We start from the raw sequence: 15310 nt of genomic DNA on the forward strand, positions 1-15310 counted from the left end.
TCCCGGTGCCCGATCGCTTCCAGGGTTCGCACGGTGGTCCAGTAGTCGTAGGCAATCTCGGACGGGTGGACTTCGTGGGCGAAGCGGACCCCGCATTCGTCGAAGACGTCCAGGATGGGATTCCAGCGGTCCGCGAAGTCCTGGTAGCCGGCCTCGATGACCTTTTCCGGGACGGGCGGGAACATCGCGACGTACTGCCAGATGGAGGAGCCGGTGAACCCGACGACGGTGTCCACCCCGAGAGCTTGGGCGAGGCGGGCGGTGTGTTTCATTTCCTCCGCGGCGCGTTGGCGCACGCCCTCGGGGTCCCCGTCGCCCCAGACCTTGGCCCCGACGATTCCCTGATGGCGGAAGTCGATCGGGTCATCGCAGACGGCCTGGCCCTTGAGGTGGTTGGAGATCGCCCAGACCTTGAGGTTGTATTTGTCCAGGACGGCGAGCTTGGATTCGACGTAGCCGGGTTCATCCCAGCGCCAGGCGTCCAGGTGGTCCCCGGACACGGCGATTTCCAGGCCGTCGTAGCCCCACCCGGAGGCGAGTCTCGCGACGTCCTCGAAGGGCAGGTCGGCCCACTGGCCGGTGAACAGGGTGTACGGGCGGGACATGGTTCTCCTTATGAAAGATTGCGCTGCGGGGTGCTTAGTGGCCGGCGACCTGGATGATGGCGGACTTGGCGTCGGCGGATTCTTCGATGGCGGCCAGGACCTGCTGGACGGCGAGTCCTTCCTCGAACGACGGCGACGGCGGGGTCCCGGCGTCGATGGCTGCCAGGAAGTCGCGGATCTGGTGGGTGAAGGTGTGCTCCCAGCCGATGACGTGGCCCTGGGGCCACCAGGCGGCCATGTAGGGGTGTGCGGGTTCGTTGACGAGGATCCGGCGGAAGCCCTGCTCCCTGACGGGCACCGTGGCGTCCATGAAACCCAGTTCGTTGAGGGTTTCCAGGTCGAACAGGAGCGAGCCTTTCTCGCCGTAGATTTCCATCGTGAGCGAGTTCTTCTTGCCGGTGGCCATGCGGGAGACTTCCACCGAGGCGACCGCCCCGGAGGCGAGGGTCAGCGTGGCCCAGGCGGCGTCGTCGACCGTTACTTGTTGCGGACCATCCGCGCCGGGGCGGCTGTCCACGAAGGTGTGCAGCCGGCCGGAGACCTCGGTGACGGTGTCTGCGAGGAGGAAGAGGACCTGGTCGATCGCGTGGGAGGCGATGTCGCCCAGGGCCCCGGATCCGGCGGTTTCCTTGTTGAGCCGCCAGGTCATGGGGGAGTCGGGGTCCACGAGCCAGTCCTGGAGGTAGGCGGCGCGGACGTGCCGGACGGTTCCGAGCCGGCCCTCGGCGATTAGTTCCTTCGCGAGGGAGAGTGCCGGCACCCTGCGGTAGTTGAACCCGGTCATGGACTGGATGCCGCGCGCGCGGGCGGCACGCGCGGCGTCCGTCATGGCTTCGGCTTCGGCCAGGGTGTTCGCAAGGGGTTTTTCCACGAGCACGTGCTTGCCCGCCTCCAGCGCCGCGATGGCGATCTCGGCGTGCATCCAGCCCGGAGCGCAGATATCCACGATGTGGATGTCATCGCGTTCCAGGACGGAGCGCCAGTCCGTGGCGGACTCGGCCCACCCGTACCTGGCGGCGGCTTCGGCGACCTGTTCCGGGTCCCGGCCCACGAGCACTTTCTGTTCGAAGGCCGGGACGTCGAAGAAGCTGCCCACGTTCCGCCACGCGTTGGAGTGGGCTTTGCCCATGAACGCGTAGCCGATCGCGGCAACACCCAGGGGTGTCTTGCCCGGGTCGCCGGTGTGAGGGTTGGTGGGGGCGGGGCTGGTCATGGGTGGGTTCCTAGAGGGTGGCGGCCATCGGGTCCCAGTCCTCGGGGAGGGCCTGGGACGTGACGGCGGAGCTGTCGACGCCTACAAAGGTGCCGGTTTCGGCGGACTCGGCGATGGAGACCAGGGTGTCGACCACGTGGTAGGCCAAGGCGCCCTGGGCGCGGTGCGGGACACCGGCGCGCAGGGACCGGGCCATGTCCAGCACGCCCATGCCGCGGCCGTTGGCCGGTCCCGTGGCGGGGATGGTTTCGGCTTCCCGGGCCCCGGCACGCCAGAGCTTGAGGTCCCCGTCGAAGAAGTTCGGGTCCGGCACTTCCAGGGTGCCCTCGGTGCCGGTGATCTCCACGAAACCCATCCGCAGGCGGGGGGATTCGAAGCTGAAGACACTGTGCGAGGAGGCCCCGGACTCGAACTGCAGCATCGCGGAGACGTGGGTGGGGACCTCGACCGGGAATTCCTCCCCGGCCTTGGGCCCGGAACCGACCACGCGGGTTTCCTTGGCCTTGGACCCGACGGCGGCCACGCGCCGGACGGACCCGAAGGCCTGGACCAGGGCGGTGATGTAGTACGGGCCCATGTCGAACAGCGGTCCCGCGCCGTGGGCGAACAGGAACGCCGGGTTCGGGTGCCAGGACTCCGGGCCCGGGGTCTGGAACATCGTCAGGGCGGTCAGCGGGGTGCCGATGTCGCCGCGTTCGATGATCCGGCGGGCCGTCTGCAGGCCCGCGCCCAGGAAAGTATCCGGCGCGCAGCCCAGCCGGATGCCCGCCGCGTCCGCGGTCTTCAGCAGGGCCAGGCCGGATTCGCGGTCCAGGGAGAAGGGCTTCTCGGTCCAGACGTGCTTGCCGGCGTTCACGGCGGCGGTGGCCACCTCGACGTGCGCGGCCGGGATGGTCAGGTTCACGATGATCTCGACGTCGGGGTGGTTCAGGGCCGCGTCCACCCCGCCCCACGCCGGGATGCCGTATTCCTTGGCCCGCGCCTGCGCGGCGTCCTCGAAGAGGTCTGCGATGACATGGACTTTCAGGTCCGGGAAGACCGTCAGGTTGTCCAGGTACGCCTTGCTGATGTTCCCTGCGCCGATGACGGCGACGCCTACGGGACCCCGGCGGGTGGAAGGTGTGGTCTGGTGCGTTCCGGCGCTCATGCATTCACGTCCTGTGCTGCGTTGTTCTGGAGGAAGGCGAGGCTCTGGGCGATGCCTTCGAAGATGTCTCCGGCGTAGTCGTCGAACTCCACGACGCCCACTTCGAGGGACTTGGCGGCAGCAACGACGTCGAGCACCGGGATGGTGCCCTGGCCCGCCGGCTGCTGGGCTTTGGTCTCCGTGGTGCCGGGGCCGTCCTTGATGTGGATGAACTTCACCCGGTCGCCGAGGCGGGCGAGCAGCTCCACTGGATCCTGGCCGCCGACCGATGCCCAGTAGGTGTCGACCTCCAGGACCAGTTCAGGGTCGAGGAGGCTTTCGAAGTACTCCAGGGCGGTCTGGCCCTCGATGCTGGACTCGAGCTCCCAGGCGTGGTTGTGGTAGCCGACGCGGATGCCGTATTCGGCGCCCTTCTTCGCGGCGGCGTTGAGCTTTGCCGCCGTGGCCTGGATGTCCTCGGCTTTCTGCCAGTGCTCGGCAGGAAGATACGGGTCGATCACGGTGCTGATGCCCAGTTCCTTCGCGGCGGCGAAGATCTCATCCTGGTCCTGGCTCAGCAGCGGCGCGTGGCCGGAGGGGGCGCTCAGCCCGTTCTCCTTCAAAGCAGCGCCTAGCTCCTTCGCTGTGGCCACGAAGTTGTAGGGCTCAACCTGCGTGTAACCGATCTCGGCAACCTTCTTGATGGTGCCCGGCAGGTCTTCCTGCATGGCGTTTCGCAGGGTGTACAGCTGGATGGAGTAAGACATGGTTTTCCTTTGCGTTTGTCAGTTGCGTGAAAAAAGTTCGATTAGCGGCCGGCGAGGGATCCGCCGATGCCGCCGACGCTGAAGTATTTGTTCAGGGTGGCGAACACGATGATGGGCGGAAGCATCATGATGACCGCGAGGGCCATGACGCCGGACCAGTCGGTCTGGTTTTGCTGGAAGAACGACTGGACGCCCATGGGGAGGGTGAAGATTTCGTTGGAGCGCAGGAACACGATCGCGACGAGGTAGTCGTTCCAGGCCAGGAGAAAGGCAAAGATGGCGGTGGACAGGATGCCGGGCAGGGAATTGCGCAGCACCACCTTCGTGAACGAACCGAAGACCGAACAGCCATCGATCCACGACGCCTCCTCGAGGCTGACCGGGATGGAATCGAAGTATGCGGCCATCATCCACGTGGCCACGGTCATTGTCGAGCCGACGTAGATAATGATCAGTCCCATGAGGTTGTCCACGAGTCCCAGGCCTGCGAACAAGATGAACAACGGCACAACCGAAGTGATGATCGGCAGGGACTGCATGACGAACAGCAGCAGCGAGTAGCCGGAGACGGCCCTGGATCGGCCGCGGGAGAGGACATAGCCGGCGGGCGCGGCCACGGCGACGGCGACGATCACCGTGCTGACGGTGGTGATGAGGCTGTTCTTGAGCCAGGTGGCGGCCAGGGTCTTGGAGAAGACGTTGCTGAGGTTCTCCAAAGTGAGGCCGGTCGCGGTGCTGTTGGGGCCCGGTGTCAGGGCCAGGACAACGGTGACCATGATGGGAACCAGGACGACGGCGGTGATGGCAAGGATCAGGACGAACCGCCACCAGCGTCCGCGCATGCCTGCTTCGGAGAGGACGCGGCGGGTTTTTTCGGGTCCCGCGACGCCGAGCGCGGGTCCGGATTCGGGATGGGCGTGGAGTACTGCGCTCATTATTCGACGCTCGACCTTCGGATCTGGCGGTACAGGAAGACCGACACGACGACGAGGGTGAGGGTCATGAGGAAGGCGATGGCGACGCCGGGACCGGTCTGGAAGTCCTGGAAGACCGTGCGGTAGGCCAGCACCACGAGGGAGGTGGTGGCGTCAACGGGGCCGCCGCCGGTAAGGAGGTAGATGGTGGGGAAGTCGTTGACGCAGAAGATCGTCATCAGGATCCAGCTGATGTAGGTGGAGCGGGCGATCAGCGGCAGGGTGATCTGGGTGAACTGCTGCCATTTGCTGGCACCGTCCATGCTTGCGGCTTCATAGACGGTGGTATCTACCGAGGCCAGGGCGGCGGAGATCATCATCATCATGAAAGGGAAGCTGACCCAGACCTTGAAGACCATGACCATGACGGCGGCGAGGTGCGGGTCCGCCAGGAACAGGGGCGTGCCGAGTCCGAGGTTCCGGAAGATGGAGGGGATGAGGCTGTCCGGGGTGGCGACGAGCCAGTTCCAGGCTGTCGAGGAGACCACGATCGGGACGACCCAGGGCAGTAGGAGGAGGACCTTGAAGGTCCCGCCCGCCGGGATTTTGGTGCGCAGCAGCAGGGCCAGCCCAAGGCCAACCAGCCAGGAGCCGAAGACGCCGACGATTGTGAACCACAGGGTGAACTGGGCGGCCTTCCAGAAGGCCGGGGAGGTCAGGACGTGGCCGAAGTTGTCGACTCCGACGAAGCTGCCCGTGTCGATCAGGGAGCCGTCGTGCGTGGCCTGGACGCCGGCGTAGACCAGCGGGTAGCCGTGGATCAGGACGAGCAGGATGACCGAGGGCAGCAGGAGCCAGAAGAACGTCCGCTTGGTTTGCCCCGAAAGTTTGCTCTTGCGGTTCAGGGACCCGCCGCCGGACCCGCCGGGAGCGAGCCCCCGACGGGCCCGGGCGAGCCCGGATTGTGTTGTTGTGGTTGCCATGGCGACGGCTTTACTTCTTGATGACGGACTCGAGGCCGGTCTTGAAGGCCGTGAGCGCCGTCTTGGCGTCGGTCTTGCCGGTCAGGATGGTCTGGGTGAATTGGTTCAGCGCCTGGCCGCCGTCGAGGACAGCGAGGTTGGCGTTGAGCGAGGTTCCCTGCGCGGCGAAGGTCTTTGCGATGGGCTGCCATTCCTTGACGATCTTGACGTTGTTCGGGTCGCTCGTGAATTCGGGCATTTCCGTGATGGATTTGAATACCGGGAGCGCGTTCATGAGCTTCTGGCGCCACAGCTCCTTGAGCTGGCCCATGTAGTAGGTCAGGAAGGCCTCGGAGGATTCCTGGGACGGGGTGTTCTTGTACATCATGATGTTGTTCGGGAACACCAATCCGTGCTTGTCGCCGTGCGGGCCTGCGATCGGACTGGCCACCATGATGTCGCCGGATGTGTCGCCGACGCGAGCCGGCACGCCTAGGACGTACGGGCCGAAGGCAGCCTTCTTGTCCTTCCACTGCGCGTTGAGGTTGTCCGAGGTGTAGCTGACCGCAGCGGGGTCGATGATGCCGTTGGAGACCAGTTCCAGGAGGTACTCCGTGGCTTCGACGTTGCGGTCGTTCATGACGTCCAGCTGGCCGTCCTTGGTGAAGACGCCACCGCCGTTGTTGACCATCATCATGATCATGGAGTGGTTGCCGATGTTGTTGCCGGCGCCGGAGCCGGTGGCGAAGCCGAAGGCGCCGATCTTCTTCAAGGCCTTGCCTGCATCCAGCAACGAGGCCCAGTCAGTGGGCAGTGCGACGCCGGCCTGGTCGAAGAGGGACTTGCGGTACCAGAAGACGCGCATGTCCAGCTGCCAGGGAACGGCAACGTAGCCTTTGTCGGATTTGAACGGGTCAAGCACGCCGGGCAGGAAGTCGTCGAACTGGCCGTTCTTCTTGAGCGCGTCGATGACCTTGTCCGCGTAGGCAATCTGCCCTTGCTGGTCGAACTGGAAGGCCTGGAAACCGCCACCGGTGGACACCGCGGGACCGGTCTTGGATGCAATGGCCGAGGAGAACGTCTGGTAGAAGTTGTTCCACTGGATGAGCTGGTAACCGGCCTTGCCGTTGCTGCCGGTCGGGGCGTAGGACTCGGTGATCTTCTTCGCGGCATCGTTATAGGCCGGGGTGGCCCACGGCATGTCCCAGAACTTGATGGCCCCGCCACCGGAGCTCGAGCTGGAGCCGCCTCCGCAAGCCGCGAGCAGGGGGACAGCCGCTGCTGCCGCCGTGAGGCCGAGGAAACCCCTGCGGGAGAAATTGCGGCTGGCTTCGGACTGAACATTCATGATGGTTCCTTTCGGGACCGCTGCGTGGTCTTCGCGTTTGATGCGGTCCGGCTCGTCGTCGAGAAGGCTGATGATTGCTTTTGGTGCTTTGTTTTGCTCGATTTGCTGGTTGCGTAGTTGAAGAGCTCGGGTTCAGGTCAGGTGCGCGATGGATTCGGTCAGCCGCGCAAAGCCGGCCAGATCGGAAGGGAGAGTGCCGGCGTCGAGGTGTTCCTTGAGCCGGCGCCAGGTGGTGCGGTGGGCGGATTCGTAACGCGTGGGCAGGAGGATTTCTCCTTGGGGTCCGGTGGCCCGGACCTCCGCCGGCCACGCGGCATGCGGCTCCGGAACCGTGATGCTGACACCGCCGTCGTCGGTGTAGAGGCGGAAGTCGACGCCGGCGGGCCGGGAGTTGCTCAGAACGCCCTGGAGCGAAACCGGAGCACCGTTGGCGAGCCGCCCGGAAGCGGTGTAGCCGTGCGTGCCGCGGCGGAGGAGGCGAAGCGCGTCCAGCCCGCCGGTGACGCGCACGACGGCGGCGAGATGCTCAGTGAGCAGCCGCTCCGGATCCGAGCCTGCTGCGGCCGTCGCGACCGAGTCCAGCATGGCGGCACGGCCGGCCGCCGTGCGGGCGGCGTCTTCTGCTCCGGCGAGACCGGGGTTCGATGCCCAGCGCTGGTCCAGGACAACCGCGACGCCGGACACTTCAGCGGCGTGGAGCAGGGCGGCGGTGCTTTCCGGTACAGGATTGACGACGACGATGCCCGACGCCCCGCCGTCGATCGCCTTGATGGCCTCCGTGGTCCAACCTGGAGCGCCCTCGATCGCGGAGATCCGTGCGGCCTCCCCGGCTGCTACCGGGCCGAAGCTTGCCGGAAGCGAAGCGACCGCGAGTGCCACGGCGCCGCTCTCTTCGGCCTGCGGGGTGGAAGTGACCGTGTATTGGGTCCTCATGAGCGTGCTCCTGCGTGGCTGTTTGCGTGCTGGGCATGCTCGGCTGCCGCCTCATCAACTGTGGCGTCGGCAATGGCTATCGCGAAGGTGAGGTCATTGATGAGGCTTTCGGCCGACGGCGGTTGCTTGGTTCCGAGGGCCAGTTGGGCGAGTTCGCGCCACTCACCCTCATAGCCGTTGTGCTCGAACGGTCCGTACGTGGTGCTCGTGGTGCCGCGGGTGATGGTTGCGAAGGCCGAACCCGCCTGCACGTAGGAAGGAGTGAAGTCCACGCGAAGCGCTGTGTCGTCCGAGATCGCTTCGAAGACCCATTCCGGCTTCCACGTCTTGTTCATGGCTGCCCTGAGCTCGATGATCCGCTCACTTGCACCCGGTTTTCCGCACCGGAGGGAGATCACGTAACCGAAGGGGCGCACGTGGCGCGCCTGCAGCACCTCGAGGTCTTCGAAATCCGGGGTGAAGCGGCGGACGAGGGGAAGGTCGTGGATGGCGAGTCCCATGATGCCGCCTCGGAGGGCATTCTTGATGACCTCGACGTCGCTGTAGTCAGGGGTGCCGCCTGCGGGCCGGGTGATGATTTCGGTGGCGAAGTCTTCGAACCGGGCATTGGGCGGGAGGACGATGGAAGAGCGGATGGTGTGGACGTTGCCGGGGAGATCGCCCCAATTGGCTTCGGCGGCGAGCCAGCCTGGATCGAAGGTGTGCATGGCGCCCACGATGATCGGAACGCCGGTTTCCTCGCTGACTGCCGAAATCCGGGCCGCTTCCTCGCCGCTCATGGCGAAGGGCTTTTCGCAGAGGACGGCCTTCTTTCCCGCACGGCATGCGGCAATGACTTGGTCCGCGTGGAACTGGTGGGGGCTGCAGATGGCCACGATGTCGACGTCGGGATCGCCCAGGAGCGCATCCATGCTCGTGCTGTAGTTGGCGCCGACCCGGGCTGCGACCGATTCGGCGACCGAGGATTCGACGTCCATGATGTGGCGGACTTCCAGGATGTTCCGGAGCCGGGCGAGGGAAGGAAGGTGGATTGCTTGGGTGACTGGGCCGGCGCCGAGGATGCCGATGCCGAGGGGCCGTGGTGATCGCAAGGGTGTTGCCTGTGAGTGGCTAGACAAGATCAGTTACCTCTTCGTAAACGGAGTCTCTGGAGTTTCAGCGCGGCTTCGTGGGCTACGTGACCCTTCTCACGAACAACCTACGATGACTTTTGTCGATGAGCAAGCAAAAGATGGAATTCGTCGGACAATCTTTTGCTGCGTGACACGCATAAGCAATCGTGCTATCACTAATGCATGACCTCAGCACCCGGAAAAGAGCCCGGCAAGGACGGCTCCGTACAGGACGCCGGAAGCCTTTCGCGTGCGGGAGATCTGTTCCAGCTTCTTCGCGACGGCCAGGCACGAACCCGGGCCGAACTCGCCCTCACCACCGGACTGGCCCGCTCCACAGTCGCCTCGCGCATCGACGCCCTCATGAACTCCGGACTCGTTGGCCCCGCCGGTGAGGCGAGTTCCAGTGGCGGCAGGCCGCCGTCGCGCTTTGCCTTCAACCCTGCGGCCCGGGTTGTCTTGGCGGTCGACGTCGGAGCGACGCACGTGATCGTCGCGGTCACCGATCTCGGTGGAACAGTCCTTGCCGAGCGCCGCCTCGCACAGGAAGTCGCCGACGGCCCCGATGTGGTGCTCGGCAGGGTGGTCGCGGCAGGGCGGGAACTGCTCGCCGAAGCCGGCCGCAACCTTGAGGACCTTGCCGGGATCGGCATCGGACTGCCCGGCCCGGTGGAACACGACACGGGCCGGCCGGTCAAGCCTCCGATCATGCCCGGCTGGGACGGATTCGACGTGGTCCCTTACATGCAGCGCTCGCTGCCGGTTCCGGTGCTGGTGGACAACGACGTCAACATCATGGCCTTGGGAGAACGCACGGCGTTTTGGCCGGACCACGACAATTTGCTCTTCATCAAAATCGCCACGGGCATCGGCGCCGGCATCATCAGCAGCGGCGAGCTGCAGCGCGGCGCCAACGGCACTGCCGGGGACCTCGGCCATGTCCGGGTTCCCCGCGGCGACGACATCCTCTGCCGTTGCGGGAACTACGGCTGCCTTGAAGCGCTGGCCTCCGGGCCCGCCATCGCGCGCCAACTTCAAACCCAAGGACTCGCTGCGAGCAACGGCGGCGATGTGTTGCGACTCGTAGCCGAGGGAAACCTGCAGGCCATCCAAGCGCTCCGGCAGGCCGGGCGCGACGTCGGCGATGTCCTGGCAACTGTCGTCAATCTGCTTAACCCCTCCATGATCGTCATCGGCGGCAGCGTGGGGGAGGCCGGCGAGCACCTCGTGGCCGGCATCCGCGAAGTTGTCTACCGGCGCTCCCTGCCATTGGCTACGTCGCATCTGCGCATCGGCATCTCGATGGCCGGCGACCGGGCCGCGATCCTCGGTGCGAGCCAGATGGTCACCCAGCACGTTTTGTCCCCGGCCGTGATCGAAGCCACGCTCCAAGCAACGGGCTGACGGGCCATTATGGCGTTCCGCCGCGCCATGCCGTGATAGCAATGAAGGTGATGCCTACTTTCCCCGCCCTTTACTGCGCTCCATGACCGGCCAATTCCTCGCCAAGGTCCCACGCGGCTGGCTGATCCTCGCGTGCATCGGCCTCATTGCCCTCAACATGCGGGGACCCTTCGTCGCGGTGGCGCCAGTGGTGGATTCCCTGAAACGGGATCTGGGATTCTCGCCCGTGGAACTCGGGCTGCTGACGGGAATTCCCGTGCTCTGCTTCTCGCTCGCCGCGCCGCTGGCTTCGATGGCCGGACGAAGGTTCGGCGCCGAGTTCGCGGTGATGCTCACGCTGGTGGGTGTGCTGGCCGGCGTCGTGATCCGCTCAAGCGGCGGTGGTGTTCCGGTCATGGTGGGCACCGTCCTCGTCGGCCTCGCCATCACTATCGGCAACATCGCAGTGCCACTCATCATCCGCCGGGACTTCGCGCCGCGACGCCAGGCAACCGCGATGGGTGTGTACACGGCGGCGCTGAACATCGGGTCCTTCCTGACCTCGGTGGCCACCGCCCCGCTCGCCGAACTCGTGGGCTGGCGGCTTGCCCTCGCGGCAAGTGCCCTCCTGGCCCTGGTGGCCATCCTGTTCTGGATCCCCACCGTCGGTGCCCGCAGCGCGTTCGTTCCGGAACCCGTTCCGGCCGCCGAAGGCTCGCGGTCCGGCAACGCTTCCGGCGTTGGCTGGTTGACGGTGGGACTGACGCTCGGCTTCGCCGGCCAGGCATTTTCGTACTACGGAGTGACCGCATGGCTTCCGAGCTTCCTCGCCGACGAGCTGGGCATGGGCACCGCACAAGCCGGTGCGGGATCGTCGCTCTTCCAGATTTTCGCGATTTTGGGCGGGCTCGGTGTACCGCTGCTCGCCCGTTTCGCGAGTACGACGGCGGTGGCGGCCACCTTGAGTGCCTTGTGGCTCACCGTGCCCCTGGGTTTGTTGCTGGCTCCGGGCTGGTGGTGGCTGTGGTCGTCCCTGGGCGGAGTCGCGCAGGGTGGCGGCATCACGGTCATCTTCATCGCCATCATCAAGTTCGCCCGCGACCAAGCCTCGGCTGGCAAGATGTCCGCCGTCGTGCAAGGGGTCGGTTACTGCTTCGCGGCCCTGGCGCCCACCATCATCGGCTACGTGCACGGCATCTCCGGCAGCTGGACCGTGCCGCTCCTGGTAATCCTTGGCTCGGTCGCCGCGTTCTGCGTCTGCACTACCCTCTCGGTGCGCTGGGTGGCCCGGCAACGCTAGGTGAGTTCGCAGCGGCAGGTGTGGGCCGCCGTCGTACGCCCAACTAGCTCGCATTTGTTGTCGTTATGAGCGGTCAAAACGACAACAAATGCGAGCTACTTGGGTGGGGGTCCGTCCGCTGGGCTGCTTCCCCGGCCTTCGGGGTCACTTGTTGCGAAGAGTGCAGGCAGCCCAGCGGACGGCGGCTTTATCTACGGGCCTAAGCGGCGACGAGTTCTTCCTTGGTCGCTTCCTCGCGGGCTTCCGTGAGGTAGCGGGCGTAGGCCGGGATGGTCAGGAAGGTGGGGAACTCCTCGGCGAGGGTTACCTCTTCGAAGATGCTGCGGGCATCGTTGAAGCGGTCGTCGTCGAAACGTTCGAGGCGTGCGAACTCCTCGTCCAGCAGGTCGGTGACCCATTCGCGGGTGATGACTTCACCGGTGTCGGTGATGGCGTGGGAGTAGATCCACTGCCACAGCTGTGAGCGGGAGATCTCAGCGGTGGCCGCGTCTTCCATGAGGTTGTGGATGGCCACGGCGCCGTTGCCGCGCAGCCAGGACTCGATGTAGCGGATGCCCACTTCGATGTTGTTCCGGATGCCGGTTTCGGTGATGGTGCCCACGGTGGAGGCGACGTCGATCAGTGCACGGTCGTCCGGGGTGACGTCCTCGCGTGAGCGGTCCAGTTGGTTCGGACGATTGCCGAGTACGCCGTCGAACACTTGGCGGCAGACCGGAACCAGGTCCGGGTGCGCAACCCAGGAACCGTCGAAACCGTCGCCGGCTTCGCGGGTCTTGTCTGCGCGGACTTTCTCGAAGGCTGCCGTGTTGGCGGCCTCGTCCTTGCGGTTGGGGACGGCCGCGGCCATGCCGCCGATCGCCATGGCGCCGCGGCGGTGGCACGCCCGGACGAGTTGCTCGGTGTAGGAGCGCATGAACGGCTGGGTCATGGAGACCTGGGCGCGGTCCGGCAGCACGAAGCGGGGGCCGCGGGTGCGGAAGTTCTTGATCACGGAGAAGATGTAGTCCCAGCGGCCGGCGTTCAGTCCCGAAGCGTGATCGCGCAGCTCGAAGAGGATCTCCTCCATTTCGAATGCCGCGGTGATGGTCTCGATCAGCACTGTGGCGCGGATGGTGCCCTGCGGGATGCCGAGCAGGTCCTGGGCCAGGATGAAGATGTCGTTCCAGAGGCGCGCTTCGAGGTGGTTCTCGATCTTGGGCAGGTAGAAGTACGGGCCCTTGCCCTGTGCGAGCAGGCGGCGGGCGTTGTGGAAGAAGAAGAGGCCGAAGTCCACCACGCCACCGGCAACGGGCTTCCCGTCGATGAGCATGTGCTTCTCCGGCAGGTGCCAGCCGCGGGGCCGGACCACGATGGTCGGCAAGTCCTCGGCGGCACGGAGCTTGTATTCCTTGCCCTCGGGAGAGATGAAGTCGATCCGGCGTTCCAGCGCGTCCGTGAGGTTCAGCTGGCCCTGGATGACGTTGCGCCACGTGGGGGTGGAAGAGTCTTCCATGTCGGCCAGCCACACCTTGGCGCCGGAGTTGAGCGCATTGATCGTCATCTTCCGGTCAACCGGTCCGGTGATCTCGACCCTGCGGTCTTCCAGGCCCGGGGCCGGGGGAGCGACGCGCCAGTTCGGATCGTTGCGGATTTCCGCGGTCTCCGGGAGGAACCGCGGATCCTGGCCGCTGGAAATCTGCCCGCGGCGGGTGTGCCGCGCCTGCATGAGCTCGTGGCGGCGCTCCGCCGTCGCGCGATGCAACGCTGCCACGAACTCCAAGGCATCCGGAGTAAGAACCTCGTTCTGCCGGTGGATGGGCTGGGCGGTCAGCGTGATGCCGTTGATCGTGTAATTGTCGGTGAAGCTGTTCATTTCAATCTCTCCTCAGAGAAGCAAATGTTCGACGGCGGGCCTGTTTAGCTGGGGGTTCGATACGGTGCCGGGTCCGTGGCTGGGTTCGGTGCCAACCAAGGCAATCCTCCGCGTGCTATTCCCCATCCCCGCCCGAAAAGGCCTCGCAAAGCTCGGCCGGGGCGGGGACAGGGCCCCTTTTACGCACGCTTCCGGATCATCTTGCCCGGCCGCCGGAAAGGCGCCTTACGCTCGAGGCCGGAGGGCGGGTATTGCGGCAGCCTGCGTAAAAGGGGCCCTGCGTCCCGGTCCGTCCTCGCTCAGCGAGGTCGAAACCGGGACGTGGGGAATAGCAGGCAGAGCATTGCCGGTCCGTAGGCCGGTGGCGCGGCGGAGACGCCCCGGGGCGAGCCGGGCTAGCTCGGGACGGATGCCGCCCCGCCGTCGAACGGGAAGTTTTAGTGGAACTGGCCTTCTTCGGTGGATCCCACCAGGGCCAGGGTGGATGCGTTCGGGTTGAGCGCAGTTGCGATGTCGTCGAAGTAGCCGGTGCCGACTTCGCGTTGGTGCTTGGTTGCGGTGTAGCCGCGGGACTCGGAGGCGAATTCCTTTTCCTGGAGTTCGACGTAGGCGCTCATGCCTTCGCGGGCGTAGCCGTGGGCGAGGTCGAACATCGAGTAGTTCAGGGCGTGGAAGCCGGCCAGGGTGATGAACTGGAAGGTGAAGCCCATGGCGCCGAGTTCACGCTGGAACTTCGCGATTGTGTCGTCGTCCAGGTGCTTGCGCCAGTTGAACGACGGGGAGCAGTTGTAGGAGAGCATCTGGTCCGGGAATTCGGACTTGACGGACTCGGCGAACTTGCGGGCCAGCTCGAGGTCCGGGGTGCCCGTTTCCATCCAGATGAGGTCCGAATACGGGGCGTAGGCCTTGGCTCGGGCGATGCAGGGTTCGATGCCGTTGCGGACCTTGTAGAAGCCCTCAGCGGTACGGACCGGCTGTCCCCCTTCGCGGAGGATGAATTCCTGGTCGCGCTCGTCGACGTCGGAGGTAATCAGGGTGGCTGCCTCGGCGTCGGTGCGGGCGATGACGACCGTCGGGGTGCCTGCGACGTCGGCCGCGAGGCGGGCGGCGTTCAGGGTCCGGACGTGCTGCTGGGTGGGGATGAGCACCTTGCCGCCGAGGTGGCCGCACTTCTTTTCCGAGGCGAGCTGGTCTTCCCAGTGCACGCCCGAGGCGCCGGCCTGGATCATGGATTTCATGAGTTCGTAGGCGTTCAGGGGGCCGCCGAAGCCGGCTTCGGCGTCGGCGACGATCGGGACCAGCCAGTCCTCGACCGTCTGGATGCCTTCGGAGAATTCGATCTGGTCGGCGCGCAGCAGGGCGTTGTTGATGCGGCGGACCACGGTGGGGACCGAGTTGGCCGGGTAGAGCGACTGGTCCGGGTAGGTGTGGCCGGAGTTGTTGGCGTCGGCGGCGACCTGCCAGCCGGACAGGTAGATGGCCCGCAGACCGGCCTTGACCTGTTGCACGGCCTGGTTGCCGGTCAGTGCACCGAGGGCGTTGGTGTACTTGCCTTCCTTGTGCTCTTCCTTGAGCTGCTTCCACAGCTTCTCGGAGCCGCGCTTGGCCAGGGTGTGTTCTTCGGAGACGCGGCCGCGGAGGCGGACGACGTCGGTGGCCGAGTAATCGCGGGTGACGCCTTCCCAACGCGGGTCGGCAGCCCATTCGAGCTCCAGTGCGGCGGCCTGCTCGGTTGCGGTCTGCTGAGCGGCGGGCTGTCCTGGTTCAAATGCTGCGGTCATTGTCTGTCTCCTTT

Annotated in this window: 13 protein-coding genes; 2 read left to right on the plus strand and 11 right to left on the minus strand. The window is 65.7% G+C overall.

Translation table 11 applies throughout. From position 1 onward, the window contains the following. The 9 genes from AB0323_RS22035 to AB0323_RS22075 all read right to left on the minus strand — a co-directional run. Window positions 1-605, minus strand: a 605-nt coding sequence (locus tag AB0323_RS22035; RefSeq protein ID WP_366179229.1) for a TIM barrel protein, incomplete at its 3' end; no start/stop codon positions are given. 34 nt (window positions 606-639) lie between these two features. Then, window positions 640-1818: a Gfo/Idh/MocA family oxidoreductase gene (locus AB0323_RS22040; protein ID WP_366179230.1), complete on the minus strand. Its 1179-nt coding sequence runs from the start codon at window positions 1816-1818 to the stop codon at window positions 640-642. 10 nt (window positions 1819-1828) lie between these two features. Next, window positions 1829-2965: a Gfo/Idh/MocA family oxidoreductase gene (locus tag AB0323_RS22045; RefSeq protein ID WP_366179231.1), complete on the minus strand. Its 1137-nt coding sequence runs from the start codon at window positions 2963-2965 to the stop codon at window positions 1829-1831. Continuing rightward, window positions 2962-3711 (minus strand): sugar phosphate isomerase/epimerase, encoded by a 750-nt coding sequence (locus tag AB0323_RS22050; protein ID WP_366179232.1) that lies wholly within the window; start codon window positions 3709-3711, stop codon window positions 2962-2964. The genes AB0323_RS22045 and AB0323_RS22050 overlap by 4 nt, the downstream gene beginning before the upstream one ends. Before the next feature lie 41 nt (window positions 3712-3752). Continuing rightward, window positions 3753-4646, minus strand: a complete 894-nt coding sequence (locus AB0323_RS22055) for a carbohydrate ABC transporter permease (RefSeq protein ID WP_366179233.1) — start codon at window positions 4644-4646, stop codon at window positions 3753-3755. Further along, window positions 4646-5608 (minus strand): sugar ABC transporter permease, encoded by a 963-nt coding sequence (locus tag AB0323_RS22060; RefSeq protein WP_366179234.1) that lies wholly within the window; start codon window positions 5606-5608, stop codon window positions 4646-4648. Before AB0323_RS22060 ends, AB0323_RS22055 begins: the two co-directional genes overlap by 1 nt. Before the next feature lie 10 nt (window positions 5609-5618). After that, a complete protein-coding gene (locus AB0323_RS22065; RefSeq protein WP_366179235.1) occupies window positions 5619-6935 on the minus strand; it encodes an extracellular solute-binding protein in 1317 nt (438 codons plus the stop codon). Window positions 6936-7067: 132 nt separating this feature from the next. After that, window positions 7068-7868, minus strand: a complete 801-nt coding sequence (locus AB0323_RS22070) for a hypothetical protein (RefSeq protein WP_366179236.1) — start codon at window positions 7866-7868, stop codon at window positions 7068-7070. Next, complete coding sequence (locus AB0323_RS22075) at window positions 7865-8986, minus strand: Gfo/Idh/MocA family oxidoreductase (RefSeq protein WP_366179237.1); 1122 nt, start codon at window positions 8984-8986, stop codon at window positions 7865-7867. The genes AB0323_RS22070 and AB0323_RS22075 overlap by 4 nt, the downstream gene beginning before the upstream one ends. A gap of 177 nt (window positions 8987-9163) precedes the next feature. Between AB0323_RS22075 and AB0323_RS22080 the strand changes: the two genes are divergently transcribed. Together AB0323_RS22080 and AB0323_RS22085 are read left to right on the plus strand one after the other, a co-directional pair. Next, on the plus strand, window positions 9164-10384 hold the full coding sequence (locus tag AB0323_RS22080) for an ROK family transcriptional regulator (RefSeq protein WP_366179238.1): 1221 nt from the start codon (window positions 9164-9166) through the stop codon (window positions 10382-10384). 82 nt (window positions 10385-10466) lie between these two features. Next, window positions 10467-11663, plus strand: a complete 1197-nt coding sequence (locus AB0323_RS22085; protein WP_366179239.1) for an MFS transporter — start codon at window positions 10467-10469, stop codon at window positions 11661-11663. Window positions 11664-11862: 199 nt separating this feature from the next. Here AB0323_RS22085 and aceB read toward each other — a convergent pair whose 3' ends face one another. Both aceB and aceA read right to left on the minus strand, forming a co-directional pair. Next, window positions 11863-13515 (minus strand): malate synthase A, encoded by a 1653-nt coding sequence (gene aceB / locus AB0323_RS22090; RefSeq protein ID WP_366179240.1) that lies wholly within the window; start codon window positions 13513-13515, stop codon window positions 11863-11865. A gap of 437 nt (window positions 13516-13952) precedes the next feature. Beyond that, the gene (gene aceA / locus AB0323_RS22095; protein ID WP_366179241.1) at window positions 13953-15296 is read right to left on the minus strand and encodes an isocitrate lyase; all 1344 of its coding nucleotides are present in this window, start codon (window positions 15294-15296) and stop codon (window positions 13953-13955) included. Between the last annotated feature and the right edge of the window lie 14 nt (window positions 15297-15310).

The organism is Arthrobacter sp. NPDC080031 (assembly GCF_040702485.1).
Classification (GTDB): Bacteria; Actinomycetota; Actinomycetes; order Actinomycetales; family Micrococcaceae; genus Arthrobacter.